We start from the raw sequence: 26,631 nt of genomic DNA on the forward strand, positions 1-26,631 counted from the left end.
TTAGCGGTCATTGTAAAGCGGCACCGATAACATTTTTCAATCATTTTAGAGCCTGTTTAAAATTTGTTGAATACATTTTCTATGCTTCTTTTATCACCTAAAAATCATTGGGTTATTGTACTTTTTAAATTGGAAGAGTATTGAAAAACAAAATTTATAGGCATAAAAGAAGCATCATATATTTTGATGATAGAAATTTAAACAGGTTCTTAAATGAGAGACATAAATTTTACGCTGTTTCCGGTTTTGAAAACAGAAAGGCTGACTTTGAGACAACTTATAAACAGTGATGCCGATGAAATATTTGCGCTGCGTTCGGATGACAAGGTAAACAAATACCTCGATAGGAAGCCGAGCAAATCAATTGATGATGCAAAGACTTTCATTCAAACTATTAAGGAAAACATCCAAAGGAAAAATTCAATTTATTGGGCAATTACGTTGAGCGGTACTGACAAACTAATTGGAACAATCTGTTTGTTTGACTTTTCGGATCACAACTCAAAGGCAGAAATTGGATATGAGTTATTACCCGACTTTCAGGGAAAAGGAATAATGCTGGAAGCGACTTTAAAGGTAATTGCCTTTGGAATTCAATATATCGGACTAAGTTCAATAGAAGCATATACACATTCCGAAAACCAAAGTTCAACATGGCTTTTGGAGAAAACTAATTTTAAAAAAAACAGTGTTGACAAAGGAAATTTAATGATGTTTAAATTTACATCTAAAGACTGAAAGAACAACGAACCACTAACATGGGGATTGGCATTATTGGGCAGGCCGTTGTTGGTTTCAGCTATAGTTCGCCATCAGTTTCAGTTGTCGGAAGATGTTTTTTAAATATCCAAACAATGCCAAGCCTGTTCGATAAAAGAAGCATTCGCTTTTACGTATGCTTCTTTTATTAACTAAAAATCAGTGCTTACTTTTTAGTTTTATCAGCATAACTGAATACTTTTTGCAGCAAAGCAGTTGTCCGGGCAGATGGTAAACCTTGTCTGATTTGCAGTTCCTGTTGTGCAATTTCTGTAAACAAACCGCTGATGGCTTTTTGCGTAACGTAGTTTTCAATGTCCGGATCAACTTTGCCAGATGTGAACGGCACTTTATTGTAAGCTGTGGCTGCCTGCTTATAATATTGTGCGGCACCAACTTTATCCAAACTCTGGTGCACAACTGGTCGGAATTTATTGGCCAGCGAATCTGTTGTAGTCCGTTTAAAATATTGCGTGGCCGCATCACTCGGGCCCAGCAAAATGTTGGTGGCATCTTTTAAACTCATTTGTTTTAAGGCGGAAATGAAGATCGGTTTAGCTTCTTTTGCAGCATCTTCTGCAGCTCGGTTAAGCGACAGGATGACGTTATCGCACAACTTGTTCAGCCCTAATTTCCGCAAAGTAGCTTCTGCTTTTTGTGCCTGCGGCGGAAATAAAATCTTTACGGCAGCATTTCCAAAAAAACCATTTACAGCCGAAAGCTTATCGCTGCTTTTGATAACGCCTTGCTGCAATGCTTCTTTTATGCCGGTAGAAATTTCCTGGTCTGATGGTGTGCCGCTTGTACTGGTTTTGGTAGCTTTGGATAAAATTTTATTGAGGAACTGGCTTTGCGCTTTTTGAGGGTTCCCTGCCAAAAAAAGTATGGTAAAAACAGTAATGTACAAAAAGATGGGTTTCTTCATCTGATGATATTTGAAAAGATAACGCTTCTGTTGACGAACGATTGCACCTAAAGGTTTCATCGTCATCAAACTAAAAGTTTTCAAAGCATCAAAAACGATCAGTAATTTCTAAAACTCGTTTTAAAACAACTGTATAATCGAAAAAACAGCCGCCGCAACCAGCGCAGAAACCGGAATGGTCAAAACCCAGGCCCAAATCAAATTGATCGTTACGCCCCAGCGCACGGCAGAAACGCGTTTGGTTAAACCCACACCGATGATAGAACCGGTAATTGTGTGCGTGGTAGAAACCGGGATACCAAAATGTTCAGTTGCAAAAAGCGTAATCGCACCGGCCGTTTCGGCACTTACGCCTTCCAGCGGCGTAACTTTGGTAATTTTGGTGCCCATTGTTTTAACGATTTTCCACCCGCCAGACATGGTGCCGGCAGCAATAGCCGAATAACAGGCAAACGGGATCCACTCTGGCATAACCGTTCCGTTTGTGATCACTTTTGAAGCCACCAGTGCCACATAAATAATACCCATTACTTTTTGCGCATCGTTGCCGCCATGTGCAAAACTCAATGCGCCGGAGGAAACTAATTGTAAGCGTTTAAACCAAACTTCTGCAACAGACGGGCGCGCATTCCGGCAGATGTTCATAATAAGGATATTGATGGCCATCCCGATAATCATCCCGATAATCGGTGCCAGGAAAATAAAAATTACAATCTTGATAATCGGATCATAATTGATGGCCGAAAACGGATTTACATGCATAAAAGCAGCATTCGTCATCCCGGCACCGGCAAAACCGCCAATTAAAGTATGTGATGAGCTGGACGGGATACCAAACCACCAGGTAATTAAATTCCAGGTGATAGCAGCAAGTAACCCGGCCAGGATGACGTGCATTGTAATAAAGTTCTCAAAAACGGTTTTGGCGATGGTATTGGCTACTTTGTGGTCTTTAATCAAAAAATAAGCTATAAAATTGAAGGAAGCCGCCCATAAAACCGCTTGAAAAGGCGTTAAAACTTTAGTAGAAACAATAGTGGCGATGGAGTTTGCCGCATCGTGGAAACCATTTATAAAATCAAAAATCAAAGCCAGGATAATAACGGCAACAAGTAAAGCTGAAACCATTGCTTATGCGTTTTTTACAATGATCGATTCCATTACGTTGGCCGCGTCTTCACAACGATCGGTTGCGGTTTCCAGCGCAGCTAAAATTTCTTTGTATTTAATCAGGCGAATCGGGTCTTTTTCGTATAAAAACAAATCTGCCACGGCGCGGTCGAAAACATAATCGGCCTGGTTTTCTATGCTGTTGATGCGGATGCAGGATTCGGCAATATTACGTACGTTTTTTAAATCTTTCAGTTCGGCAACGGCTTTTTGCAGATCATTGCTGCCTTGCAAAATCAGTTCAGACAATTTTCGGATTGGCTCCGTCATCTCCGTGATCTGGTACAAATTCATCCGGTTGGCCGAACCTTGTATCAAATCCGCCACATCATCAATAGCTGCGGCTAATGAATGGATATCTTCCCGGTCAAACGGTGTGATAAAGTTCTTACCCAATTCTAAATAAATCTGATGGGTAATATCATCGCCAACATTTTCCAGTTTGTCAATCTGCTGGTAAAGTTTTTGTCGTTCGGCCATATCATCAGAATTTACGGCTTCTACAATTAAAACAGCCATTTCTACCACATTTCCTGCCGCTTGTTCAAATAAAGGGAAAAAGATTTTTTTATCCTTCGGGACAAAATACTGGAAGATGCTGTTTAACGACATATGAAAAAATTACAGTCAAAAGTACAGAACCCGATGTTAAGTTAATGTTAAATTGAGTAGGGTAAACCGGGGAAAGTGGCTTGTTTGACTTTTTCAAGCGTAAAACCAAAAGTAGAACCGATGCCAACCGTGCTGCGGACGTTGATGGTTTGCTGATGCGCTTCTACAATGTGTTTTACAATAGAAAGCCCTAATCCTGAGCCTGCAATCTGGCGTGAACGGCTGCTGTCGGTGCGGTAAAAACGCTCAAACAGGCGTGGCAGGTTTTTTTCATCGATGCCGTCACCGTCATCCGTTACTTCCACCAAAATCTGTTTGTGCAAACTAAATAAACTCACAAAAATGGTCCCGTTGGTTTTTCCATATTTAAAAGCGTTATCGATCAGGTTTAATAAAACCTGCCTGATCCTTTCGCGGTCTGCATTTACAAAAATCGGTTCGTTGTATTTTTCTTTAAAAACTAATTGTATCTGGTATTTTTCAGATTTGATCTCTTCGGATTCAAATACTTCTTTTATCAGCTCATTTATCTTGAATTTGCTGCTATTGATCGGCAGTGCGCCGGATTCAAGCTTGGAAATTTCATCCAGATCGTTGATCAGATAGCTCATCCTGTCCACATTGTTAGAAGCTTTTTTCAGAAATTTCAATGCCTGTTCGGTATCTTCCAAACCATCTTCATCCTGCAACGCATCCAGATAACCCTGAATGGCAAAAAGCGGTGTTTTAAATTCGTGCGATAAATTGCCCAAAAATTCGCGCCGGAAATGTTCCTGTTTTTTTAAATCATCAATCTCCTTTTTTTTCTGTTTTGCCCATTCTTTCACTTCTTCTTCCACATCATGTATCGGATCAGAACCCATGTTTTCGCCCAGGGCATCGCGCAAATCCCGGCCCAGTTTCAGGTTGTTGATGAGTTTATAAATGAGTTTTATTTTCGAGTAAACGTATTTTTCGATCAGATAATAAAATACAACAAAGCTGGTAATCAGTGAGATAAAAAAAATCTGCAGCACATCATACCAATTCCGGCTGAAGTAAAAGTTGGTGATGCCGAGGGTAATGGCAACGGCCAGCGCATTGATAAAAACCAGTACATTGAGCTTCATACCTCAAATTTAGGTTTTGTAGAGGATAATCTGCCATCTGAACGCCCATTTCCAGCGGATAGTATAATTTGTGGTCCCGGCTTTTTGCAGCAGCGTTTTCAGTTCTTCCCGCTTAAAACCTTTTAAAACTGAAAGCGGGCCATCGTATTGTGCCAACCTGGAACCGGTTAGTTTTGTCAAGATTTTAACCACAAAATAAGGCAGCCAGTGCCGGTGCAAATCATCAATAATTACGGCGCGGCCACTGCAAATCATCATTTTTTTGATCAGCAAAACCCAATCTTCATCAGAAAAATGGTGCGTAAAAAGCGTACTTAAAACAACATCAGCTTGCAATTTTTCAGTTTCTGCGGATAAAACATTGGCCAAAACAAAACGGATATTAGGCGAAATATTTTTCCGGCGGGCAAAACCAACAGCTACAGGCGTGGCATCAATTCCGGTTAAAACCAGGTTTTTTGCAATGAATTTTTGGTTGATGGAACGCAGCACGTCCCCGCCGCCGCAACCCCAATCGCTGATGTGGAAATTTTGTTGTGGCGATACTGTTTTTAGGGCAGAAAAAACAACATTGTAACCGCCAAGATACCGGTTCACCAATTCCAAACCGCTCAATAAAGGGTCAATTTCTGCGGAAGCCAGACTGAAATCGTCCATCAGTTCCGGCCCGGTGGCGCGCTTGCTAAAATCAGGCATCAAAAAGGCTGTCCATGTGTTTTACTGATCAGAAAATCAGCCAGTTTTGGTAAATGGTTCAATGTTTTCAGCGTAAGATCGGTTGCCGCATTTCGCCCGAAAAGCTTCTGCATTTGCCGCCCCGTCCACAAACGCGCCGCAAATTTCTGGTTCCAGGCCGAAGTATAAGCTTGTTCCAACATGCTTCTTTTATCAGGTAAAAATTGGTGTGGCCGGTAAAATTCCATGATTTTTTCTGCTAAAATTTTGGCCGAGTGAATGGCCATCGTCATGCCGTTTCCGCATAGCGGCGCAATCATGCCGGCCGTATCGCCGCTCATCAAAATATGCTGTTCTACGGGTTGTTTTTTCTCGAAAGAAATCTCATTGATCACTTCCGGTTTGTCCAGCAAAAACTCGGCTTCTTCAAAAATCCGGTTCAAATATGGGTTTTTTCGGATCACGTTTTGCTCCAGCGCAGCCAGCGTCCCGTATTTCCGCAAGTCATCACGGTGCGCCAGGTAACACATGCACCAGCGGTTGCCATCCACTTTGCTAACGCCGCAATAACCGTCTTTATAATTGTTCAGCTGGATCAAATCCGAAGGCAAATCCGCTTTGATATGAAATTTTACGGCCAGAAACGGACTTCGTTTATAAAAAAACCGGCGGTTTAGTTTTTGGTCCAGGTTGGCGCGTTTACCAAAAGAACCGATCACCAGCGGCGTTTCCAGTTCTATTCCGTTTGCTTTGATTTTGAATTGATTATCCTGAAAACCCACTTCTTCCACCTTCGTGCCCAGCATAAAACCAACGCCTTCTGCAAGTGCTTTTTTGTACAGAAATTCGTCAAAAGTATATCGGCTCAGGCCAAAACCGCCCAAATCCAGCTTTTGCGAAAATTTTGCGCCCGAAACTGCCGTAATTTCCAGCCGATTGATGCGCGAAACGTTCAGTCCCTCCAGATCAATAGCCAGTTTTTTTAAAAACGGAATGGTTTCGTTAGAGATATATTCGCCGCAAACCCGATGAAAAGGATACGTTTTACGCTCGATCAGCAACACTTTATAACCGGCGCGATTAAGCAAAATGGCGTTGAACAAACCGGCCAAACCGCCGCCGATGATGATCACATCATTCATGCGGATTGCTTTTTCAGCACTAAGGATTCTACCGTTAGGCCCGGGCCGAAGGCAAAACCAAGTATATTTTGGGTTGCCGGTCCGGTTTTTTCGTCCAAGATTTTTTTCAGTACAAACAAAATCGTGGCGGATGACATGTTGCCGAATTCCTGCAAAACCTGGTGCGCCATACTGTTTTTACAGGCACAAATCCCAAGCCCGGTTTCGGCGGCATCCAGTATTTTTTTCCCTCCGGGATGAATGGCAAACTGATCAATCTCTGCCAAAACCAAACCTGATTTCTGCAAAACCTGATCTGCCAGGCCGCGGATATATTTCTGGATTTGTTTGGCAACTTTAGACGTTAAGATCATTTCGTAACCAAAATTGCCGATTTGCCAGTTCATCTCGTTTCTGGAATCATAAATATATTCGGCATGGAAACTTTCCAAACTAAGGCAAGGCTGCGCGATGCTTCTTTTATCGGTATTTTCTACGATAACTGCCGCCGCGCCATCAGAAAAAAGCGAATTGGCAATCCAGTTTTCTACCGTGTTTTCTTTTTGAAAATGCAGTGTGCACAACTCCACCGAAACCACCAAAACTTTGGCTTTTGGGTTGGCCCTGCAAATAGAATCGGCAATTTTGAGCGCATTGATGCTGCCGTAACAACCCATAAAATTGATGCAGGTGCGTTCGGTGCTTCGGTTTAAACCCAAATTTTCAACCAGGTCAATGTCAATCCCGGGCGCGTACATGCCGGTGCAGCTTACGGTAACCAGGTGCGAAATTTTACCGGTAAAAGAAGCATCAAATGCAGCTAAACATTTTTGCGCCGCCGCAACAGCAATTTTGATGGCATTTTCCCGATAAAAACCCATCCGCATTTTGGTGTCAGGGAAAGGTTCCAGGTTTTCATTTGCGGGAAAGAACTGGTTTTCGGCAAAATCATCCAACCCAAAATCCGGAATGGCCGAATACCGGGAAGCGATAGCACTGTTATCGTAAATTTTTTTAAGCCGGGCTGCATCGTTTTCATTCAAACGGAAAGCCTTTTGCATAAAACCGTAAGTTTTATTTTGGGCGAGATGATTTGGCGGGTTTGCGGTTCCGATGGCACTGATGCAACTACTCATTTTTTATCAATTTGGAACGGCTATTTTGTTGTTTCCACAACCACGGAAACCAGCGCATCATTGGCCAAAACCATACTTTTGCCGCCGATACCGAAATCGGAACGGCCAATGGTGAAATTGCCTTTAAATGAACTGCTGTTTCCGCTTTCTGTATAAGTGAAAGGAACTTTTATGCGTTTGGTTTTACCTTTTATAGTTACGTTGAACAGGCCGGTATAGTTTTCGTTTTTTTGGTGATCGAAAGAAACGGATTTCAGCGTGATTTCCGGATATTTTTCCACATCAAAATATTCTTCTTTTTTAAGGTGTTTATCGCGCATGGAATTGTCGGAATCCAGCGTGCGGGCATCCACCGAAGCTTCAATACTGCTTTTATCGAGGTTATTTTGATCAAAACTGATCTTGGCCTTAAAACCGCCAAACTTACCTTCGGTGCCAATCCCCAAATTTTTGATACGGAAAGTTACTGCCGATGAAGTTATTTTTTGCGGCGTTTGCGCGGCGCAAGGCTGCCAAAAAAAAGGTGCTAAAAACAGTATCGCTAAAATTTGTTTCATGGTTTATTTACGTTTAATCTTCAACCAAAATCCTGATGTATTATTACATTAGCAAATAAAATTTCCAAATGCTTGTAAGCAAATCAACCCTGGCGCACCTGCGGTTTGTGTTTTCCGTTTTTTTACTGCCGGTTTATCTGTTTGCCTACAGCCAGATCAATGATGTGCCTGCATTTCGGGCATTGCTGGTTTTTATCATCTGGTACGTGCTGGCCATCCCCGCAACCAACGGCTATAACAGTTATTTTGATAAAGATGAAGGCAGCATTGGCTTGCTGGAAAAGCCGCCGGCAGTTGATAAAAATTTGTACTTTGTTTCTATTTTGATGGAAACCCTGGCGTTTTTGCTGGGTTTGTTCATCAGTTTTTGGTTTGCTTTTGCGGTGCTGCTTTATGGGATTATGTCCAAACTGTACAGCCATCCGGCAACGCGCTTAAAAAAATATCCGGTCATCAGTTTTTTAACGGTTTTTTTTTTTCAGGGCGCGTTTATGTACTGGGCAATTTATGGCGGTTTAGCGGGCCCGGTTTTGCTTTATCTGGGCTGGGACAGCTCGGTGTTGATTGCGGGCGGAATTTGTTCCTGTTTGATCGGCGCTTCGTATCCGCTCACCCAAATCTATCAGCATGAAGAAGACAGCAAACGCGGCGACCATACGCTGAGTTTGCTGCTGGGATACAAAGGTTCGTTTATTTTTTCGGGAATTGTGTTTGCCGCCGGAATCGTATTAAGCTTCTTTTACTGGCATATTTTGGGCGAGATGAAAAACTTTTACGTGTTTCTGGCCTGCTCGTTCCCCATATTTCTGTTTTTTAATTACTGGTTTTTTGGGGTGATAAAAACAGCATCCGCAGCAAACTACCAAAACGCCATGCGCATGAATTTTATCAGTGCTGCTTTTATGCTGTTTTATTTTGGCTGGCTTGTTTATCAGCATTAAAACTCTACGTGCGCGCGGATGCTGAAAACGTTGACCGGGCCGCGGTCTATGTTATAAGCCGGATGCAAAATAAACTGATAATCAGGCGTTAACCAAAAGCTGTTTTTATAGGCGTTCAGCTTGTAGTACAGTTCGGCAATCATTTCCGGCGAATAATTGAGCGCGCCATCGCCAATTATAAAACCGTAACCGCCGGCCGCCAGATAATCTCGGTGCGGGCCGGAAAGGCCGTTCCCTACAAAAGCCAAACCGATTTCGTCTTTCGCGCGCTTCCAGGAGGTGCCTGCCAAAACGCCGCCAAAGCTGATGGAACGGTCAATTTCGGTAAAAGCCCAGGTTTCGTAGCGGCCATCATTGTAACTGGCTTTGGCAAAAACACCAAAATCACGCGTCATAAACTGATCTGCGTTGATGCCAAAACCTAATTTGTTGCGGCCGTAATCTCTGGTCGATACAACATCCGGTGCCGTTGGGTTTTGGGCGATGGCCAAGCGGTAATCGCCCATTTTTGCATTGTTGTTGAAAGTCAGGATCCGGAAAGAACCTTGTTTGTTGCCTGCAAAAGTGTAGCGTTTTTCAAATTCCAGCGTTTGTGCATTGGCTTTGCCGATTTTACCGTCCCAAACCGAGCCATTTGCCGTGTTGGTAACCATGGTTAAGGCGAAACGCAAATCCCAGGATGGCTGGTGATAATCTGTATAAATACCAAAAACGTAGCCGCGCGTATTGGCCGGATAATCCCAGGCAGGGTTGCTCATCAGGCTCCAGTTCAAAAACTGCGTGCGCGGATCATGACTGAAAGCGTTGGTGTCAAAAAAATCGGCCATGCCAAACTTGCCTGCCGTGATGGAAAAATAACGCCTGCTTTGCAAACCGGCCAACTGGTTGTTGTCGTCCGAAAGCGTGTCCTGCTCCGTTCCCCAGCTAAAACGCTGCGTTAAATAAGCACGGGCAATGTAGATCTTTGGCTCGGCAGCACCCACGCGAAAAGTTTCGCCGTTAGGAAAACCGGCCACGCCCAGCGTTTGACTAAACCCGGAACCGCCTGACATTTCGGTGTTAAAATAAGCCTGGGCACCTTTCCATAACCTCGCTCCGCCAAAAAGCGTAGCGGTTAAAGAACTGGCCGTTTCGTGGTTGGGTGATAAACTGTTGTCGCCGGAATATTTTGCGCTGAAACCGGGATGCGTTTGCGTAACTACGGTTTGCTGGAAATGGAAATTAAAGCGTTGCTGTTTTACGGTATCTGTGTTTTGGGCTTTGGCAGCTAAAAAAAAGGTTGATAAAAACAGTATGTAAAAAGTTTTGTGCATAAAAATAACCCGTGTTCAAACGAATTGCAAATAAAGCACAAGTTATTTAATTTCGTTCCATTCGGCATAAAACTGTTCCAGATAGTGCTCCATAAAACGGTGCCTTTGCGTGGCAATTTTGCGGGCCGTTTTGGTGTTCATTTTGTCTTTCAGCAGCAGCAATTTTTCATAAAAATGATTAATGGTTGGCGCAGCAGAATTTTTGTATGCTTCTTTTGTGAGGCTAAAATCAGGTTCGATTTCCGGGTTGTACATTTCCCGGTTTTTAAATCCGCCGTAAGTAAAAGCGCGCGCAATCCCGATGGCACCGATGGCATCCAGCCGGTCTGCATCCTGCACCACCTTCATTTCTTCGGAAGTAAACCCAACCGCATCAAAACTTGATTTGAACGACATGTGCCGGATAATTTGCTGCACATGTTCTGTAATTTCGGCATCAACATTTAAACTTTTCAAAAAATCCCCGGCTGTTTTTGGCCCGATCTCTTCATCGCCATTGTTAAACTTTGCGTCGGCAATATCGTGCAGCAGCGCGGCCAGTTCAACCACAAAAAAGTCAACATTTTCTGTTTGGGCGATGCGTTTGGCATTGTTCCAAACACGAAGAATGTGCCACCAGTCGTGGCCACTTTCTGCGGTTTTTAAAGTTTGCTTTACAAATTCTGCGGTTTTTTGTATGATAAAAGAAGTATTCGTCATTCATTAAAAAGCATAATGGCCTTATAACGTTTAGCTGCAAAAAAGTTTTACCGAAAAGCATACTGTTTTTAGCGTATAAATTTTAGTGTTTATTTTTTATACGCTGATGATCCGCATATTTTCTGCATCCCAGTGGATCACCCGGTTTTCAAAATAACTGAGGTTGCAGGCCAAAGCCGGTGCAGCGGCGCGGAAACCGAAAACCGCGTTTTCTACCACGGGTTTTCCGTTGCGCACGCTATCAAAAAAGTTGGCAAAATGGTCGTTGGAAGCGTTGTAACCTTCGGCTGCAGTGTAAGTAACATCGGGCATTTTGGGTGCGGTTTGTTCTGCTGTAGAATATTTTTGGTTATAGTCTGTAATGATCTTTTTCTGCATGGCTTCCGGATACGTAAACAACGAATCCCACCCGCCATAACCCGGTGCTATCGGCATTTTGCTTTTGCGTATGGTAAAGCCGTTTCCCTCGCCAAATAATTCAATAACACCTTCTGTACCAATTATTTTGGTTGAAGTGCGGTCACCTTCTCCGCTTACAAAATTAACCTGCAGCGAAACCTGGAATGGCGGATGTTCTGTTGTTTGCGGATATTCGATCACGGCCGTCATTACGTCGGGCACGTTGCGGCCATCTTTCCAATACGTTAAACCACCGATGGAATATATTTTTTCCGGCCCTTTGGCATCCGTTAAATAATGGATGCCCGTAAGCAAATGCACAAACAAATCGCCGGCCACGCCTGTGCCGTATTCGCGGTAATTACGCCAGCGGAAAAAACGGTTGTCTTCATAAGCATGTTTTACTTTTTGATTGGCCTGAAAGCGGTTCCAATCCACCGTTTTTGTGCTGGCATCCGTTGGGATGGTATATTGCCAGGCGCCCAGCGCACTTTGCCGGTTAAAAGAAGCTGCCACCGTATTGATCTGCCCGATGGCACCGGCTTTGTACAATTCTTTCGCTTTGGTAAAGGCCACGCTGCTGATGCGCTGGCTGCCTACCTGAAAAACCGCTTTGGTGTCCTGCTGTACTTTGATTTCGTGCAAACCTTCGGCAATGGTGTGCACCATCGGTTTTTCGCTGTAAACGGCTTTACCTTTGCGCATGGCATCAATGGCAATGGTGCTGTGCCAGTTATCACTTGTGGCGATGATGACGGCATCGATATCTTTGCGGTCTAAAATTTCGTGGTAATCAGAAGTGGTAAAAAGCTGGTTGCCGTAAACTTCTTTAGCGCGCTGCAATCGGCCCTGATACAAATCGCAGCAGGCCACCAGTTCTACGCCCGGCACGGTAAGCGCGGCGCGGGTATCATTAAAACCCATTATGCCCATGCCGATGGTGGCAATGCGGATTTTATCACTGGCGGAAATGCGTTTTTCGACTTGTAAAATCCGGGTTTCGTGTGTTTCCTGTTCAGCAAAAGAGCTTAAAACCGCCGAACTGAGCAAAACGGTACTGCCAAATTGCTTGATGAATTTTCTCCTGTCAGACATGATCTAAATTATAAATGGTTTATCAAAAGCCGGGGGCGGCCAGTTGGTTAACAAATATAAAGTTTTATCCAACGGAACATTAAAATTTAGGTGATAAAAGAAGTATATTAGTTACGTCTTAAACCTGATTATATGAAAACAATTTTAGCTTGCCTGCTGGCTTTGCTGTTAAGCATATCCCACCTTCTGGCACAGAAATCAGAACCGGTTTCCATCAACTTAAACAATTATAAACATCCGCAGCAATATTTTTTAGATCATTACGGCACGGATGATTCTTCCAAAGCTTTGATCAAGTATTTTTTCAAGATCAGAAAAGCATCGACGATTGAAACAGTGATAGGGGCATTTCTTGCAGGAGGCTTAATCAGCGCATTTTTAAGTACGAATGCTACTTTTGTGGCAGTTTTATATGCTCCTGTGATTTTTGCAGATGCTTTGTTAATTATTGATGGGCCAGTTGCTCAATTAGTTTACACCCGAAAAAAGCTTTTACACCTTTTAACTGATTATCAATCTGGGAAACATCTGCCTAAAAAACTTATTAAAAAATGGCGTTTTAAGCGTGAGTTGAACAACCTCAACAAAGTTAATTTTACCTAACCGAAAACGTTTGATTTTACTGGCATAAAAACAGCATTCGCCCGGGCTTCTGCTATCTTTGATCCTTGAAAAAACACAATGCAACTGGAGTTTGATATAGCCATTATTGGTGCAGGCTGCGCCGGGTGGCAATTGCTGCAGCAATTGAGTTTGCAGGATGATTGGGCCGATTGTAAAGTGCTTTTGCTGGATGATGGCGCAGAAAAACAGCAATCCTGGTGTTTTTGGTCGGCCGGCAACCATCCTTTGCAACATCTGGCAACCAAAAGCTGGCAGCAGCTCAGCTTTCGTTCGGCCGGGTTTTCAACTACGCAAATGGCCGCGCCATATGTGTATCACCATATTCCGGGCAAGGTTTTTTTTGCTTATTTTGAGCAGCAATTTCTCCCCCAAAACCCAAACATTACAGTTGTACAGGCAAAAGTAAACCGGGTGCAAAAATCAGCAAACAGCTTTCTGATCGATACAACCGATCAAAGTTTCCGGGCGAAAACCTGTTACAGCAGCCTGGTTCTGCAGCAAAACAAACAACCCGAACTTTGGCAGCATTTTAAAGGCTGGTATATCGAAACCGAACAGGAAACTTTTGATGACCGTGCCGCTGTGCTGATGGATTATACCGTTCAGTTATATCAGGAGGTGCATTTTATTTACGTGCTGCCGTTTTCTAAAACCCGGGCATTGGTGGAAGCTACTTTTTTTTCTGCGGAGTTGGTCCGGGAGGAAATTTACGAGGAGTTGATAACCGTTTATCTGCAGCAGCACTTTCCGCAAATTTGTTACAAAATCACTTCCGCAGAAACCGGCCGCATACCAATGAGCAAACAAACTTTTGGCCGCTATGGCACGGCCGGGGAAACGCTGATCGGCAAAGCCGCCGGCATGGTTAAAGCCAGCACGGGCTACACTTTTAACCGCATTACAAAAGACAGTGCTTTCCTGGCGAAAAACAGGGCACAAAAACAGCATTTAAGCTCGATGGCTACCCGCGGCCGGTTCAGGTTTTATGACGCTTTGCTGCTGAACATGATCCGGCAATCGCCCCAAATTATCCCAAAAGTTTTTGCCCGGCTTTTTAAAAATAACCGTTTGCCGGTTGTACTTCGGTTTTTGGACGAGCAAACCACGCGGCAACAAGAGGTAAAAATCTTTGCTTCGTTGCCCATCGTCCCGTTTATTAAGCAGGCGATAAAATATATTTTTACTGATCGTGGCAGAAACTGACCCAATCCTTCAAAAAACCAAACTGGTTAATTTTACCGTGCTGACCGGTGTGGTGCTGGTTGCCTGGCAAATGCTGCACCCGATCCCAATGGCGTTTCAATTGACGTTTTTGGTGATTGGCCTGCTGCTTACCGGGATTCCGCATGGCGCTTTGGATCACTTGGTGCAGCAGGAAACAGCCAAACGCCGCGGCAAGCCTTTCAAACTGTTTGTTTTTTTAGGCGGATATTTACTGAACATGCTGCTTTATGCCCTGGCCTGGTATGTTTTCCCTTCCTTCAGCCTGTTTTTTTTTCTGCTGATTTCCTGCTGGCATTTTGGCGAAACTGATATTGAAACCTATCCGCAACAGGTTTTTCTAACCGTAATATTACGTTTTTTATACGGGGTTTTTGTGTTGAGCTGGATTTTACTGGCACACAAAACCGAAGTTGGCCCGGTATTGCTGCACTTAGTCCCTGCGCGTAGTTTGCTTTTTGAACAATGGCTCTGGCTGAGCAGCCACGCTTTTTGGCTGCTGCCATTATCAGGGTTGATACTTTTAGTTTTGCTCCTGTTTACCGGGTTTTACCATAATTATCCGCATTGGTCTAAACTAACGTTGCAACTGCTGGCCATACTTTTATGCACTTATTTTTTGCCTTTGCTGCCGGCATTCGGTTTGTATTTTGCAGGATGGCACGGGCTGGTCACGCTATTCAATATAAAAGGTTTTATCATTGGTGAAAATGCCGCCGCCGATAAAACCTTGTTTAAAATCTGGAAAAGGGCATTGCCTTTCAGCCTGCTTGCCATAACCGGCTTATTGCTGGCCGGTTATCTGCTTCCGCGCTATGCACCTTTGTTTGATCCGTTGCCGCTGCTGTTTGTTTTTTTATCGCTGATTACGCTGCCGCACATGCAGGTAATGCACGGTTTAAACAGCTAAGGGCAAAATTAATCTACCAGGTGTGCATCCATGGTAGCTTCTTCTGCAACCCTTTTTTCGAGTATTTTTTTAGCGGCCAAATAAACTACCACACCAGCACCTACTTTATTTATGACGTCAAAAATGCTAAAGGAAATGTGGATATAATTTAGGTTAAAACCATGAACGGTGGTTAAAACATACCCAATTGGATACACGCCCCAAGTAGTTACGGTTGATAAAGCAAGCCATTTGTAAGCCCTGCGCTCTTCGGGTTGTACGGTATCTTTGTAACGTTTCCAAAAAATCCACAAAATGTACGGAACCACTAAGTACCCAACGGTAGATATGGCTCCCCACATCAGTTTATCACCCACCATAATATGACCGTTGGCACTTAACTGCTGCTCGCCGATATAGCCGGTCAGGATCATAAAAAAATCAGCAAACAACAACCAGAAAATGTTGCTTTTTTCCTGACTTGGCTGAATTTTGAGCATACTTACTGCTTTGATCAGCAGCAATGGCGTGGTAATGCCCCAGTCGATATAGCGTAACTGGCCAATCGCATTGTAAGAATTTCTTAATAATTCGTCTCTTTTTTCCGGATCTGTAAGTTGCGAAAGCTCACGGAGCATTTCATGGTAAAAATGAGCGATCAGCATGTAAGAGATTCCGGCAACGGCCGAAATAATGGCGGTAAGATACCTGGAAGAACGGTGTTCCGGTGCTACGGAAGATTTGCCGAGCCAGGAAAAAATCACACTTCCCAGAAAAGCATAGGCTGCAAAAATCAGGAAAAAATACGTAATCATGGACGACATGCCAACGCTGCTGGCCATTGGGAGAAACGAGTCTGAAAACTGCATGATGGTGAGGATTAGTTTGTTAATGTTTAATTATTGCTTAATTGTTAACAATTAGCACAACAGCGCAAATGTTTCATTGCTTTACAATTAAAATTTATTAAAAAACGGGCAGGTTTTTGTGAAGGGCAAATGATCGGAAATTTTTTAACCGTTATCTTTTTTAAAAAATGATTGTTAAAATGCTTCTTTTACCAGGTAAAATTTTAGGTGGTAAAAGAAGCATGGCAATCATTGCAACTTTAATCAACCCGGGCACTTAGCCAAAAATATTAAAACACCGCTAATTTTCCGGTTCAAACAGCAGCGTAAACATTCCGGCGGGATCAAAAATTTCGTTACTTACCGCTAATAGTTCCTCCGAAGAAACCGCGTTGATTTTCGCAAAAACTTCTTCCAGCGTATCAATCCGCCCGAAATCCATCAAACTTTTGGCCATCGATAAAATCAGGCCTAAACGGTTTTCTTCGCCCAAAGCAATCTGACCGATAAATTTTTGTTTTGCCTGATGTAACTGCAACGCCCCCAGCTTGTTATCGCGCAGTTTTTGCAGTTCTTTTTGAATAAGCTTAATGGCTTTAGGTGCCTTTTCAGGGTCTGTTCCGAAGTAAATCGAAAACAAACCTGTATCCGTCATGGGCGAATAATTGGATTCTACCGTGTAAGCAATACCGTGTTTTTCGCGGATTTCCAGGTTTAATCTCGAACTCATGCCGTTGCCGCCCAACAAATTGTTCAGTAAAAGAAGCATCGTTTTTTGGTCGGTAAAAGAAGCATATGCCCTGCCGCCCATCATGCAGTGCGTTTGCGAAATCGGCTTTTCCATGCGCACAAAATCCGCAGCAACCGTACCTGGCGCGATGCGTTTTTCAGGCTGTTTATTTTCTGGCAAAGCACCAAAATAACGTTCGGCCAGCTTGATGATTTTGCCAAAATCATAACTTCCCGTAACGGCAAAAACCGCCTGGTGCGTATTGTAATTTTGGGCGATAAAAGAAGCAATATCGTTTTTGCCGAGGGAATTTACAGACGTTGCAGTGCCCAAAATATTCCTTCCCAAAGCATGGTTTTTAAAAACCAGCTCTTCAAAATCATCCTGGATAGCTTCTTCCGGCTGATCCTGATACGAGGCGATTTCATCCAAAATCACGCCTTTTTCTTTGTCCATTTCCTCTTGCGGAAAAATGGAATGGAAAAAAATATCTTCCAGCAAATCCATCGCACGCCCTAAATATTCTTTCAAAAACGAAGCATGGACGCAGGTATATTCTTTGGTGGTGTAAGCGTTCAGATCGGCACCAACCACTTCCAATCGGTTTAAAATCTGATTAGTGTTCCGCCTTTCGGTAGCTTTAAACAGCAGATGCTCAATAAAATGCGCCAACCCGTCTTTGCCTTCGGCCTCATCGCGCGAACCGGCGTTGATCATCAAACAGCAATGGGCAATCGTAGAATCTGCGGGGCAATATAAAATCCGGATGCCGTTGGGCAACTGATGCGTTTGGTAATTTGTCATGCTCGGCAGCAAAGATAAGCAATCACGGGCCGAAAGAATTTGAAGAAACAAGCTGCCGATTGCCTAATTTTACCCGATAAAAACAGTATCAGCTATCAACCATGAACTACAAACCATGAACCCAAAAACTACAACAGTTGCCGATAAATCTTTTAAAATGATGATTTCTGCCGAAACCATTGCCGATCGGATCAGGGTTTTGGGCGGGGAAATCAACCGGGATTTTGCAGATAAAAAACCGGTGCTGATCGGTATTTTAAACGGTTGTTTTTTGTTTATGGCCGATCTGGTCAAGCAAATTGATGTGGATTGTGAGATTGCTTTTATGAAAGTTTCCTCTTACCACGGCGGCATGGAAAGCAGTCGCACGATCACGGAAGATTATGATTTGAAAATGGCTGTTTCCGGCCGGCATTTAATTATTGTGGAAGATATTGTGGACACCGGCAACACAATGCGTTTTATTGTTGATAAGCTACAGGCCAAAAAACCGGCTTCGGTAAGTATTGCCACATTGCTTTTTAAACCAGCCGCAATGGAACAAAAGCTTGATCTGCAATATGTTGCCTTCGAGATCGAAAATAAATTTGTAGTTGGTTACGGTTTGGATTACAAAGGTTTGGGGCGAAATCTGAACGCGGTTTATCAGGTGGTTTTGTAAGGAAAAAGTATTGGTAAAAGAAGCATTGGGGTTTTAAAACCCCAATGCTTCTTTTAGCACCTAAATTTTAAGCAACCACGGCCTGTCCGGCCATTTCTTCCAAAACTTCTACAGCTTCATTGATCGTTTTAATACCTTCAAAACTGATGCGCAAACTGTTTTTCACTTCTTTTAAATTACATCTGCGCGGATTATCCTGCACGAATTGCAAAATTTTATGGAAGGAAACGCTCTCAAAATAAGGCGATTGCTGGTTGGCAATAAAATAACCGCGCAGGATGCTCTTTTTAAGGGATACTTTTTCAAATCCGATGGACTTGCCCAGCCATTGCAAACGCACGGTGTTCAGCATATCTTTTACCGGCCGCGGGATTGGGCCAAAACGGTCTTCCAGTTGTTTGGCAAAAGCCTGCAGTTCAGTTTCGTTTTCTAATTTAGAAAGTTCTGTGTAGAGGTTGTAACGTTCGGCAATGCTCGTTACATACTCATCCGGGATCATGATTTCCAAATCCGTGTCAATCTGTGTAAAAGAAACAAACGGACGAGGTTTTTCATCCTGGAAAACACCCTGAAATTCTTCGTCTTTCAGTTCCTGGATCGCTTCGTCCAAAATTTTGTGGTACATTTCAAAGCCAATCTCCGCAATAAAACCGCTTTGTTCTGCGCCAAGCAAATTTCCGCTACCGCGGATATCCAGATCGCGCATCGCCACATTAAAACCGCTGCCCAAATCAGAAAATTCTTCAATCGCGCTCAGGCGTTTCCGCGCTTCGGAAGTTAAGGTTGATAATGGCGGACTTAGCAAATAGCAGAACGCTTTTTTGTTGCTCCGGCCAACGCGTCCGCGCATCTGGTGCAAATCGCTCAAACCGAACATGTGCGCATGGTTAATAATGATCGTGTTGGCGTTCGGAATGTCCAATCCTGCTTCGATGATCGTTGTAGCAACCAAAACATCGTATTCGCCGTTTACAAATTTCAGCATTACATCTTCCAGCGCATCGCCTTCCAATTGTCCATGCGCAATGCCAACGCTGGCTTTAGGCACCAATTTATGGATCATACCGCCTAATTGTGCCAAATCCTGCACACGGTTATGGATGAAAAAAACCTGTCCGCCGCGGTTTACTTCAAATTCTACGGCTTCTTTTATCAGCTTATCGTTAAAAACATGCAATTCTGTAACTACAGGCTGCCGGTTTGGCGGCGGCGTGGAAATAATGGACAAATCGCGCGCGCCCATCAACGAAAAATGTAAAGTCCGCGGAATTGGCGTGGCGGTCAAGGTCAGCGTGTCCACGTTTACACGCATCGTTTTTAGTTTTTCCTTGGTGGAGACACCAAACTTTTGCTCTTCATCGATAATCATCAAACCTAAATCTTTAAACTTCACATCTTTGCTGACCAAACGATGCGTGCCGATCAGAATATCAACTTTTCCATCGGCCACATTTTGCAGCGTATCTTTAATTTGTTTGGATGATTTGAACCGGTTTACATAATCAATATTGCAGGGGAAATCTTTTAAACGATCAGAAAACGTTTTAAAATGCTGTGCGGCCAAAATAGTTGTCGGCACCAAAACGGCCACTTGTTTACTATCCGCAACAGCCTTAAATGCGGCACGAATGGCAACTTCCGTTTTGCCGAAACCAACATCGCCGCAAATTAAACGGTCCATTGGGTGCGGCGATTCCATATCTCGCTTTAAATCTGCCGTCGCTTTTTCCTGATCCGGCGTATCTTCATAGATAAAAGAAGCTTCGAGTTCATTTTGCAAATAGCTATCCGGCGAAAAAGCATTTCCGTGTTGCGTTTTCCGCACGGCGTACAATTTGATCAGATCGCGGGCAATGTCTTTAACTTTTTTTTTTGTGGTTTTTTTGAGCCGGTCCCAGGTATCGGTGCCCAGCTTATTCATTTTAGGCATCGTACCTTCTTTTCCGCTGAACTTGGAAATCCGGTTCAGGGAATTGATGTTGACGTATAGCAAATCGTTGTCCGCATAAATCAACCGGATCATTTCCTGAGATTTGCCGTTCACTTCCACTTTTTCCAGACCGGCATACTTTCCAATTCCGTGGTCGATATGTGTTACATAATCGCCCGGTTTGAGTTCGCGCAGTTCTTTTAAAGTGATTGCCTGCGATTTCTGATAGCCTTTTTTAAGCTTGTATTTATAGTAACGATCGAAAATCTGATGGTCGGTATAACAGGCCAGTTTTTGGTCGCGGTCTACAAAACCTTCACGGATAGAAACAGGGATTGGCGTAAACTTGGCCGTTTTGTCCAAATCCTCGAAAATCGCGTATAAACGTTCAATTTGTTTGGTAGAATCGGTCAGAATCAGGTTTTCGATCTTTTCCGAATCGTTATTTTTGATGTTGTGGATCAGCAGGTTGAAATCTTTATTAAATGATGGCTGCGGCCGGATATCAAAACTAATGGTTTGGTCTGCCTGATAAAAAAACTGCTTGCCAAACTCGATCACACTAAAATCACGCAATTGATCGGCAATCATTTTTTCATTACAAAAACTGTAAACCGGATCGATCCAATCCTGATTTTGGTTTTTCTCGGTTACAGGCAAAGCTTTCCAAAGTTGCGTGGCTTTTTTGTGGCCTTCCTGGATTATATCCAACGTAAATTGTACATCTTTTATCCAAACTGCTGTATCAGCATCAATATATTCCAACAGGGAAATATTGTTTTGGGTAAGAAATTTGGACTGCACGTTCGGCACAATCGTAATGCTTCTTACTTGTTCTACAGATAATTGGCTTTCGATTTCAAAAGTCCGGATCGATTCAATAAAATCACCAAAAAACTCAACACGATAAGGCAAATCATGCGAAAAAGAAAAAATATCCACAATGCCTCCGCGAATGGAAAACTGGCCCGGACTGTACACAAAATCTACGCGTTCAAAATCATATTCGATCAAAAACTCGTTGATAAAATCAATGCTGAGCTTGTTTTGCACGGCAATTTCCAATGTGTTTTTTTCGAGAGAATTGCGGTCGATCACCTTTTCGGCCAAAGCTTCCGGATAAGTAACAATCAGGTTTCCAAATTCCGAAGCATGGTTCAGTTCGTTCAAAACCTCGGCACGTGCCAAAACATGGCTTGCATCGGGCTGTGTAAAATCAAACCCTTTGCGGTAAGACGACGGGAAATGCAGGATTTCTTTGTCCAGCAAATTTTCCAAATCGGCCTGAAAATAACCGGCTTCTTCCTGATCAGGCAAAACGAAAATCAAATGTTTATGCTGCAAAAAATACAGCGCAACGGCCAGAAATGCATCGCTTGAACCAACCAAACCACGCAAATGTATGCGCTGGTTTTTGCCCGAATTTAGCATCTGGGCCAAACTTTTTACGCGGCCATCAGCCTTGTAACGTTCTAATATATCGCGGATATTCAAATTGCTGCAAATATACCAAATAGAAAATCTGGTAAAAAGTGTTTGGTAAAAGTTAAATCTTTCAAACAAATATTTATCTGTTTGTTTTCATACAGCAAGCTAATTTGCTGATACTTCTTTTACATACCTAAATTTTACCTCATGAAAAATGCAATTATTTTTGGAGTCGTTATCGGAATTTTAAGCGGGATATGGATCTGGGCAATGTACGTGCTCGGCCATTCTACTTTTAGTACGGATTCACCTTATGAAGCCACTTCGATATTAATCCCGATCATCGGTTTGTTTTTTGGGGTGAAAAGATACCGCGACGTAGATAAAGCAGGCCATATCACCTTTTTTGAGGGTTTGCAGGAAGGTTTTAAAATCCTTTTTTTCGGCGGGTTTGTGGCCGTGGTTATCGCCATTTTATTTGTTACTTATGTGGCAAAAAGTTCTATTACCGATTTTTCGGGCAAAATTTTTGGTGCTTTGCTGGTCGGCGTAATTTCTGCGCTGGCCGTTGCTTTGCTGCTGATGAAAGGCTCTAAAAGGATAGATCATTAATACTGTTTTTACCGGGTAAATTTTGTTGTTTAATTTCAGCGCATGAAACTGAACGAAATCACAAATTATCTGGAAAGCCTGGCCCCGCTGAGTTATCAGGAAGATTATGACAATTCCGGGCTGATTGTAGGTTATGCCGATCAGGAAATTTCGCAGGCATTGATTTCTCTGGATTGTACAGAAGCAATTGTAGATGAAGCAATTGCAACCGGTTGTAACCTGATCGTCTCGCATCATCCAATTGTTTTTAAAGGCTTAAAAAAATTCAACAGCAAAACTTATGTAGAGCGCGTTGTAGAAAAGGCCATTAAAAACAGCATTGCCATTTATGCCATCCATACTAATTTGGATCATGTAAAAACCGGCGTCAATCAAAAAATTGCAGCTAAATTAGGTTTGCAAAACTGCCGGGTTTTATCGCCCAAAAGCAACCTGCTGAAGAAATTGAGCACGTTTGTACCTATTGCCCAAGCAGATGAAGTTCGGGATGCTTTGTTTGCTGCCGGAGCCGGAAATATCGGCAATTATAGCGAAGTCAGCTTTAACAGTAACGGGACCGGAAGTTTTAGAGCGAATGAAAACGCGGCTCCTTTTAGCGGCGAAATCGGTTTGCGCCACCAGGAACAGGAAGTTAAAATTGAGGTTATTTATCCTCAAAACATTGAAAACAAGCTGCTTGCCAATCTGATTATGGCGCACCCTTATGAAGAAGTTGCTTATGATTTGTACCCGATCACAAATAATTATCCGGAAGTTGGCGCGGGATTGATTGGCGAACTTACTTCTCCGCAGGAAGAACTGGATTTTCTATATCACGTAAAAACCCAAATGCAGGCAGCAGTGGTTCGGCATACTGTTTTTACCGATAAAAAAGTGAAGAAAGTTGCAGTTTGCGGCGGTTCGGGCAGTTTTTTGCTGAAGAATGCCATTGCTGCCGGTGCAGATGTTTTTGTAACGGCTGATTTTAAATACCACGAGTTTTTTGATGCAGAAGGGAAATTAGTGATCGCCGATATCGGACATTTTGAAACTGAGCAGTTTACACAAGAATTATTGGCCGAAATTATTGGCAAAAAATTTCCTAACTTTGCAGTCCGTTTAACAAAAATTAATACAAACCCCGTCAAATATATTATTTAATGGAACAAACAGTAGAGCAGAAGCTGAAAGCTTTATACGAACTACAAACTATCCACACCAAAATAGACCGGATCAGACAGGTTAGAGGCGAATTGCCTATGGAAGTGAGCGATCTGGAAGATGAAGTTGCCGGTTTGGAAACCCGGATCCAAAAAATTAAATACGATTTGGATGATTTGGAAGACAGCGTGGTAACCCGCAAAAACCTGATTAAAGAAGCACAGGCAAACACCAAAAAATATGAAGCACAACTGGCGGAGGTAAAAAATAACCGCGAGTACGATGCTATTTCTAAAGAAATTGAAATCCAAGGACTGGACGTGCAGGTAAGCGAGAAAAAAATCAAAGAAATTGGTTTTGAAATTGCCACCAAAACACAGGTTTACGATAAAGCATTAATTGATTTAGAAGAAAGACGCAAAGATTTTGAAGTCAAAAAAGCTGAATTGGGCACAATCACTGCTGAAACTGAAAAAGAAGAAAACGAACTGACCGGCCAGATCGAAGATGCCAAAAAGAACATTGATGAGCGTTTGCTTTTTGCTTATACCAAGCTGAGGGGCAATGCAAAAAATGGCTTGGCCGTGGTAACTATTTCCCGCGATGCTTGTTCAGGATGCTTTAATGAGATACCGCCGCAACGCCAGGCAGATATCCGCCAGCGTAAAAAAATCATCGTTTGTGAACACTGCGGACGGATTTTGGTTGATGAACAAATGGTTTTAGAAAACGGAGAAGCAGTTGCAACTGTCTAAAATCTGATTTTCAATTAAATAAAAAAAGACACCGGAAAAAGTGTCTTTTTTTATGCCGTAAAAGAAGCATTCCATCAATATTGATACACAATTGCGTTAATATTCATCCCGGCACCAACCGATGCAAACAAGATTTTATCTCCCGGCCTGATGCTTTGGCCTTCCATTTTTCCTTTTAAAATAGAATCCAGCAACGTTGGGATTGTGGCCACAGAACTGTTTCCATGACGCGAAATATTCATCGGCATCAATTCCGGTTTAAACTCCACATCGCCATAAAGCTTAAAAACACGCTGCATAATGGCCGTGTCCATCTTGCCGTTTGCCTGATGGATCAATACTTTTTTTATATCATATAAATTGGTGTTGGCTTTTTCGAGTGCTGTTTTGATTACTTGCGGCACATGAACCAATGCATATTCATACAGTTTCCGGCCATTCATTTTGATGTATAAATCTTTTTCTGCGGATTTTTCCGGATTATAAGAGCTTCCCATCGTCAGTAAATCAGCATAATCCACCGCGTGCGATTGGGTTTTATGCGAAATAATCCCTGCATTTGTATCGGTAACCGCTTCTAAAATTACGGCCCCGGCACCATCAGCATAAATCATGCTATCACGGTCATGCGGGTCTGTAACCCGCGACAAAACTTCGGCCCCAATTACCATAATCCTTTTGGCATCACCGGATTTGAGGTAATAATTAGCCTGTATCATCCCTTCTACCCACCCAGGGCAGCCAAAAGGTAAATCATAAACCACGCAATCCGGGTTTTTGATGTGTAGCTTCTGCTTGATCCGGGCAGCCAGCGTAGGGACTAAATCCACACGGTTATTACCCGCAGAAACATCACCAAAATTATGCGCCACGATAATATAATCCAGCGTTTCACCATCAATCCCGGAACTTTCCAAAGCATCTTTTGCAGCCAGATAACCTAAATCCGAAGTGTTTTGATCCGGGGCTGCATACCGCCGTTCTTCAATTTCGGTAATGCTTTTAAACTGATTTAAAATGACAGGATTGCTTTTGGCAACGCGTTTTCCATCTTTTTCAAAAAACTGATAATCAGCGAAATAATCACTGGTAATGGTTTTTTCCGGCAGATAACTTCCGGTAGCAACAATAACGGAGCGAATAGAATTTGACATGACTTATACTAAATACCAAAATGGTATATGGTATAAATTTAAGCTAAAATATTTATTTTCAAAATAATTTTGTTTGCCGCCCGTGCTTGTTCACAAAATGGCCGAGGTTATATGCAGGCATTTCCCTGCCTTGCAAATACTTTTTGCGGGCCAGGTTAAAAAATTGTTTGATAAAAGAAGCAACATTGCCATCACCGGTTTTGCGGGTTCCCCAACGCGAATCATTTAGTTTTCCTTCGTGGCAGCTTTCTATCTGATGTAAAACTTTTGCTGCTTCTCCCGGAAAAGCTTTGTAGATCCAATCGGTAAAAAGCAAGGCCAGCGAGCCGTTCAAACGCACAATGGTATAAGCCGCATCGCGCGCTCCGCAACCTGCGGCAGCTTTAATAATATCGGTGATTTCGTGACTATTTAAACCCGGAATGATCGGCGCAACCATCACACGTACAGGAACATTTGCATCTGACAGTTTTTTAATGACGTTTAAACGGCCGGCAGCCGTAACCGTACGCGGCTCTAATTTCTGGCGTAAATCTTCGGACAAAGATGTGATGGAAATATTTACATGGATCAGATCAAGTTTGGCCAGTTCTGCAACCAAATCCAGATCACGCAAAATCAAATTATTTTTTGTAATGATGCTTACCGGATGCTTATATTTCAGGAAAACTTCCAGCAGCGAACGGGTAATTCTCAGCTTTTTTTCAATCGGCTGATAACAATCCGTGTTGCCGGAAAGCACGATGGTTGCCGGTTCATAATTTTTTTTGTTAAGATAGATTTCCAGCAGTTGTGCCGCATTGTGCTTGACAATGATCTTTCGCTCAAAATCCAAACCGGCACTAAAACCATAATATTCGTGCGCATTTCGGGCATAACAATAAATGCAGCCGTGTTCGCAGCCCTGATATGGGTTGATGGAATAATTGAAGGATTGATCCGGACTGTTGGATTCAGTAACGATCTTTTTTGGCGTCTCGTTAAAAAACTGCGTTTTCGAGTTTTCCAGGAAAGGTTCGTCCAAACCTTCTTCAAATTCAGTTACATATTTGTTTTGAAGGAATTTATTGTGCGTATTTAGTTGTGCACCTCTGCCTTTAAAATAATTTTCCTGCTGATCCATTGCGCAAATTTGCTAAAAATAATAGCAATCTGCATTTTTTCAACAAAAAAAAGGTGCTAAAAACAGCATGGATTTTCAACATGATGCTTCTTTTATGCACTAAAAATCAATGAAGAAAACAAACAGGTTTTTTTAAATCAACACCAAAAAAAGATACTAAAAACAGTATGGATTTGCGGAACGATGCTTCTTTTATGCCCT

Annotated in this window: 25 protein-coding genes; 9 read left to right on the forward strand and 16 right to left on the reverse strand. The window is 42.7% G+C overall.

Annotated features, from left to right (window positions below; translation table 11 throughout):
• The first annotated feature begins 213 nt into the window (after window positions 1–213).
• Complete coding sequence (locus ACOFKR_RS01125) at window positions 214–738, forward strand: GNAT family N-acetyltransferase (protein ID WP_419802189.1); 525 nt, start codon at window positions 214–216, stop codon at window positions 736–738.
• Between the two features lie 187 nt (window positions 739–925).
• Here ACOFKR_RS01125 and ACOFKR_RS01130 read toward each other — a convergent pair whose 3' ends face one another.
• From ACOFKR_RS01130 to ACOFKR_RS01165, 8 genes are all read right to left on the reverse strand, one after another.
• Window positions 926–1,684 (reverse strand): DUF4197 domain-containing protein, encoded by a 759-nt coding sequence (locus ACOFKR_RS01130; protein WP_419802190.1) that lies wholly within the window; start codon window positions 1,682–1,684, stop codon window positions 926–928.
• 120 nt (window positions 1,685–1,804) lie between these two features.
• Window positions 1,805–2,812, reverse strand: coding sequence for an anion permease (locus tag ACOFKR_RS01135; protein WP_419802191.1), 1,008 nt, complete (start codon window positions 2,810–2,812; stop codon window positions 1,805–1,807).
• 3 nt (window positions 2,813–2,815) lie between these two features.
• Window positions 2,816–3,466: a DUF47 domain-containing protein gene (locus tag ACOFKR_RS01140; protein ID WP_419802192.1), complete on the reverse strand. Its 651-nt coding sequence runs from the start codon at window positions 3,464–3,466 to the stop codon at window positions 2,816–2,818.
• Window positions 3,467–3,513: 47 nt separating this feature from the next.
• Window positions 3,514–4,575 (reverse strand): sensor histidine kinase, encoded by a 1,062-nt coding sequence (locus ACOFKR_RS01145; RefSeq protein ID WP_419802193.1) that lies wholly within the window; start codon window positions 4,573–4,575, stop codon window positions 3,514–3,516.
• Between the two features lie 9 nt (window positions 4,576–4,584).
• Window positions 4,585–5,271 (reverse strand): methyltransferase domain-containing protein, encoded by a 687-nt coding sequence (locus ACOFKR_RS01150; protein ID WP_419802194.1) that lies wholly within the window; start codon window positions 5,269–5,271, stop codon window positions 4,585–4,587.
• Window positions 5,271–6,392, reverse strand: coding sequence for an NAD(P)/FAD-dependent oxidoreductase (locus ACOFKR_RS01155; protein WP_419802195.1), 1,122 nt, complete (start codon window positions 6,390–6,392; stop codon window positions 5,271–5,273). The genes ACOFKR_RS01150 and ACOFKR_RS01155 overlap by 1 nt, the downstream gene beginning before the upstream one ends.
• Window positions 6,389–7,507, reverse strand: coding sequence for a type III polyketide synthase (locus ACOFKR_RS01160; protein ID WP_419802196.1), 1,119 nt, complete (start codon window positions 7,505–7,507; stop codon window positions 6,389–6,391). Before ACOFKR_RS01160 ends, ACOFKR_RS01155 begins: the two co-directional genes overlap by 4 nt.
• 20 nt (window positions 7,508–7,527) lie before the next feature.
• The gene (locus tag ACOFKR_RS01165) at window positions 7,528–8,064 is read right to left on the reverse strand and encodes a YceI family protein (protein WP_419802197.1); all 537 of its coding nucleotides are present in this window, start codon (window positions 8,062–8,064) and stop codon (window positions 7,528–7,530) included.
• A 68-nt stretch (window positions 8,065–8,132) separates the two neighbouring features.
• Here ACOFKR_RS01165 and ACOFKR_RS01170 point away from each other — a divergent pair, with 68 nt between their 5' ends.
• Entirely contained in the window at window positions 8,133–9,005 is an 873-nt protein-coding gene (locus ACOFKR_RS01170) for a UbiA family prenyltransferase (protein WP_419802198.1), read from the forward strand.
• Here the strand turns inward: ACOFKR_RS01170 and ACOFKR_RS01175 are convergent.
• From ACOFKR_RS01175 to ACOFKR_RS01185, 3 genes are all read right to left on the reverse strand, one after another.
• The gene (locus tag ACOFKR_RS01175) at window positions 9,002–10,318 is read right to left on the reverse strand and encodes a carbohydrate porin (protein WP_419802199.1); all 1,317 of its coding nucleotides are present in this window, start codon (window positions 10,316–10,318) and stop codon (window positions 9,002–9,004) included. The genes ACOFKR_RS01170 and ACOFKR_RS01175 overlap by 4 nt on opposite strands.
• Window positions 10,319–10,360: 42 nt before the next feature.
• Complete coding sequence (locus tag ACOFKR_RS01180) at window positions 10,361–11,017, reverse strand: HD domain-containing protein (protein ID WP_419802200.1); 657 nt, start codon at window positions 11,015–11,017, stop codon at window positions 10,361–10,363.
• A gap of 96 nt (window positions 11,018–11,113) precedes the next feature.
• Window positions 11,114–12,511 carry a Gfo/Idh/MocA family oxidoreductase gene (locus ACOFKR_RS01185; RefSeq protein ID WP_419802201.1) on the reverse strand — a complete coding sequence of 466 codons (1,398 nt, stop codon included), beginning with the start codon at window positions 12,509–12,511 and terminating at the stop codon, window positions 11,114–11,116.
• Between the two features lie 132 nt (window positions 12,512–12,643).
• Between ACOFKR_RS01185 and ACOFKR_RS01190 the strand changes: the two genes are divergently transcribed.
• From ACOFKR_RS01190 to ACOFKR_RS01200, 3 genes are all read left to right on the forward strand, one after another.
• Window positions 12,644–13,114, forward strand: coding sequence for a hypothetical protein (locus ACOFKR_RS01190; protein ID WP_419802202.1), 471 nt, complete (start codon window positions 12,644–12,646; stop codon window positions 13,112–13,114).
• A gap of 78 nt (window positions 13,115–13,192) precedes the next feature.
• Entirely contained in the window at window positions 13,193–14,338 is a 1,146-nt protein-coding gene (locus tag ACOFKR_RS01195; protein ID WP_419802203.1) for a lycopene cyclase family protein, read from the forward strand.
• Window positions 14,325–15,266, forward strand: a complete 942-nt coding sequence (locus ACOFKR_RS01200) for a Brp/Blh family beta-carotene 15,15'-dioxygenase (protein WP_419802204.1) — start codon at window positions 14,325–14,327, stop codon at window positions 15,264–15,266. Before ACOFKR_RS01195 ends, ACOFKR_RS01200 begins: the two co-directional genes overlap by 14 nt.
• Before the next feature lie 8 nt (window positions 15,267–15,274).
• On the opposite strand, the gene ACOFKR_RS01205 is transcribed toward ACOFKR_RS01200, so the two are convergent.
• Both ACOFKR_RS01205 and ACOFKR_RS01210 read right to left on the reverse strand, forming a co-directional pair.
• A complete protein-coding gene (locus tag ACOFKR_RS01205) occupies window positions 15,275–16,114 on the reverse strand; it encodes a bacteriorhodopsin (RefSeq protein WP_419802205.1) in 840 nt (279 codons plus the stop codon).
• Window positions 16,115–16,394: 280 nt separating this feature from the next.
• Window positions 16,395–17,627, reverse strand: coding sequence for a M16 family metallopeptidase (locus ACOFKR_RS01210; RefSeq protein WP_419802206.1), 1,233 nt, complete (start codon window positions 17,625–17,627; stop codon window positions 16,395–16,397).
• A gap of 115 nt (window positions 17,628–17,742) precedes the next feature.
• On the opposite strand from ACOFKR_RS01210, the gene hpt reads away from it, so the two are divergent.
• Window positions 17,743–18,288, forward strand: coding sequence for a hypoxanthine phosphoribosyltransferase (hpt, locus tag ACOFKR_RS01215; protein WP_419802207.1), 546 nt, complete (start codon window positions 17,743–17,745; stop codon window positions 18,286–18,288).
• 67 nt (window positions 18,289–18,355) lie between these two features.
• Here hpt and mfd read toward each other — a convergent pair whose 3' ends face one another.
• Window positions 18,356–21,712 carry a transcription-repair coupling factor gene (gene mfd, locus ACOFKR_RS01220; RefSeq protein ID WP_419802208.1) on the reverse strand — a complete coding sequence of 1,119 codons (3,357 nt, stop codon included), beginning with the start codon at window positions 21,710–21,712 and terminating at the stop codon, window positions 18,356–18,358.
• A 141-nt stretch (window positions 21,713–21,853) separates the two neighbouring features.
• Between mfd and ACOFKR_RS01225 the strand changes: the two genes are divergently transcribed.
• From ACOFKR_RS01225 to ACOFKR_RS01235, 3 genes are read left to right on the forward strand one after another with little or no spacing between them, the layout of a single operon-like run.
• Window positions 21,854–22,258: a DUF4199 domain-containing protein gene (locus ACOFKR_RS01225; RefSeq protein ID WP_419802209.1), complete on the forward strand. Its 405-nt coding sequence runs from the start codon at window positions 21,854–21,856 to the stop codon at window positions 22,256–22,258.
• A 42-nt stretch (window positions 22,259–22,300) separates the two neighbouring features.
• Window positions 22,301–23,398, forward strand: coding sequence for a Nif3-like dinuclear metal center hexameric protein (locus ACOFKR_RS01230; protein WP_419802210.1), 1,098 nt, complete (start codon window positions 22,301–22,303; stop codon window positions 23,396–23,398).
• Window positions 23,398–24,153, forward strand: coding sequence for a zinc ribbon domain-containing protein (locus tag ACOFKR_RS01235; RefSeq protein WP_419802211.1), 756 nt, complete (start codon window positions 23,398–23,400; stop codon window positions 24,151–24,153). Before ACOFKR_RS01230 ends, ACOFKR_RS01235 begins: the two co-directional genes overlap by 1 nt.
• A 74-nt stretch (window positions 24,154–24,227) precedes the next feature.
• Here ACOFKR_RS01235 and ACOFKR_RS01240 read toward each other — a convergent pair whose 3' ends face one another.
• Together ACOFKR_RS01240 and ACOFKR_RS01245 are read right to left on the reverse strand one after the other, a co-directional pair.
• Window positions 24,228–25,307 (reverse strand): 3-oxoacyl-ACP synthase III family protein, encoded by a 1,080-nt coding sequence (locus ACOFKR_RS01240; RefSeq protein ID WP_419802212.1) that lies wholly within the window; start codon window positions 25,305–25,307, stop codon window positions 24,228–24,230.
• A gap of 58 nt (window positions 25,308–25,365) precedes the next feature.
• A complete protein-coding gene (locus ACOFKR_RS01245) occupies window positions 25,366–26,430 on the reverse strand; it encodes a PA0069 family radical SAM protein (protein ID WP_419802213.1) in 1,065 nt (354 codons plus the stop codon).
• Between the last annotated feature and the right edge of the window lie 201 nt (window positions 26,431–26,631).

It is taken from the genome of Mucilaginibacter sp., assembly GCF_965201005.1.
GTDB lineage: Bacteria > Bacteroidota > Bacteroidia > Sphingobacteriales > Sphingobacteriaceae > Mucilaginibacter_A.

What these genes read in the sequence shown, in the direction of transcription:
- ACOFKR_RS01125 (WP_419802189.1), top strand. Translation starts at nt 214, where the DNA reads ATGAGAGACATAAATTTTACGCTGTTTCCGGTTTTGAAAACAGAAAGG.
- ACOFKR_RS01130 (WP_419802190.1), bottom strand. Translation starts at nt 1,684, where the DNA reads ATGAAGAAACCCATCTTTTTGTACATTACTGTTTTTACCATACTTTTT.
- ACOFKR_RS01135 (WP_419802191.1), bottom strand. Translation starts at nt 2,812, where the DNA reads ATGGTTTCAGCTTTACTTGTTGCCGTTATTATCCTGGCTTTGATTTTT.
- ACOFKR_RS01140 (WP_419802192.1), bottom strand. Translation starts at nt 3,466, where the DNA reads ATGTCGTTAAACAGCATCTTCCAGTATTTTGTCCCGAAGGATAAAAAA.
- ACOFKR_RS01145 (WP_419802193.1), bottom strand. Translation starts at nt 4,575, where the DNA reads ATGAAGCTCAATGTACTGGTTTTTATCAATGCGCTGGCCGTTGCCATT.
- ACOFKR_RS01150 (WP_419802194.1), bottom strand. Translation starts at nt 5,271, where the DNA reads ATGCCTGATTTTAGCAAGCGCGCCACCGGGCCGGAACTGATGGACGAT.
- ACOFKR_RS01155 (WP_419802195.1), bottom strand. Translation starts at nt 6,392, where the DNA reads ATGAATGATGTGATCATCATCGGCGGCGGTTTGGCCGGTTTGTTCAAC.
- ACOFKR_RS01160 (WP_419802196.1), bottom strand. Translation starts at nt 7,507, where the DNA reads ATGAGTAGTTGCATCAGTGCCATCGGAACCGCAAACCCGCCAAATCAT.
- ACOFKR_RS01165 (WP_419802197.1), bottom strand. Translation starts at nt 8,064, where the DNA reads ATGAAACAAATTTTAGCGATACTGTTTTTAGCACCTTTTTTTTGGCAG.
- ACOFKR_RS01170 (WP_419802198.1), top strand. Translation starts at nt 8,133, where the DNA reads ATGCTTGTAAGCAAATCAACCCTGGCGCACCTGCGGTTTGTGTTTTCC.
- ACOFKR_RS01175 (WP_419802199.1), bottom strand. Translation starts at nt 10,318, where the DNA reads ATGCACAAAACTTTTTACATACTGTTTTTATCAACCTTTTTTTTAGCT.
- ACOFKR_RS01180 (WP_419802200.1), bottom strand. Translation starts at nt 11,017, where the DNA reads ATGACGAATACTTCTTTTATCATACAAAAAACCGCAGAATTTGTAAAG.
- ACOFKR_RS01185 (WP_419802201.1), bottom strand. Translation starts at nt 12,511, where the DNA reads ATGTCTGACAGGAGAAAATTCATCAAGCAATTTGGCAGTACCGTTTTG.
- ACOFKR_RS01190 (WP_419802202.1), top strand. Translation starts at nt 12,644, where the DNA reads ATGAAAACAATTTTAGCTTGCCTGCTGGCTTTGCTGTTAAGCATATCC.
- ACOFKR_RS01195 (WP_419802203.1), top strand. Translation starts at nt 13,193, where the DNA reads ATGCAACTGGAGTTTGATATAGCCATTATTGGTGCAGGCTGCGCCGGG.
- ACOFKR_RS01205 (WP_419802205.1), bottom strand. Translation starts at nt 16,114, where the DNA reads ATGCAGTTTTCAGACTCGTTTCTCCCAATGGCCAGCAGCGTTGGCATG.
- ACOFKR_RS01210 (WP_419802206.1), bottom strand. Translation starts at nt 17,627, where the DNA reads ATGACAAATTACCAAACGCATCAGTTGCCCAACGGCATCCGGATTTTA.
- hpt (WP_419802207.1), top strand. Translation starts at nt 17,743, where the DNA reads ATGAACCCAAAAACTACAACAGTTGCCGATAAATCTTTTAAAATGATG.
- ACOFKR_RS01225 (WP_419802209.1), top strand. Translation starts at nt 21,854, where the DNA reads ATGAAAAATGCAATTATTTTTGGAGTCGTTATCGGAATTTTAAGCGGG.
- ACOFKR_RS01230 (WP_419802210.1), top strand. Translation starts at nt 22,301, where the DNA reads ATGAAACTGAACGAAATCACAAATTATCTGGAAAGCCTGGCCCCGCTG.
- ACOFKR_RS01235 (WP_419802211.1), top strand. Translation starts at nt 23,398, where the DNA reads ATGGAACAAACAGTAGAGCAGAAGCTGAAAGCTTTATACGAACTACAA.
- ACOFKR_RS01240 (WP_419802212.1), bottom strand. Translation starts at nt 25,307, where the DNA reads ATGTCAAATTCTATTCGCTCCGTTATTGTTGCTACCGGAAGTTATCTG.
- ACOFKR_RS01245 (WP_419802213.1), bottom strand. Translation starts at nt 26,430, where the DNA reads ATGGATCAGCAGGAAAATTATTTTAAAGGCAGAGGTGCACAACTAAAT.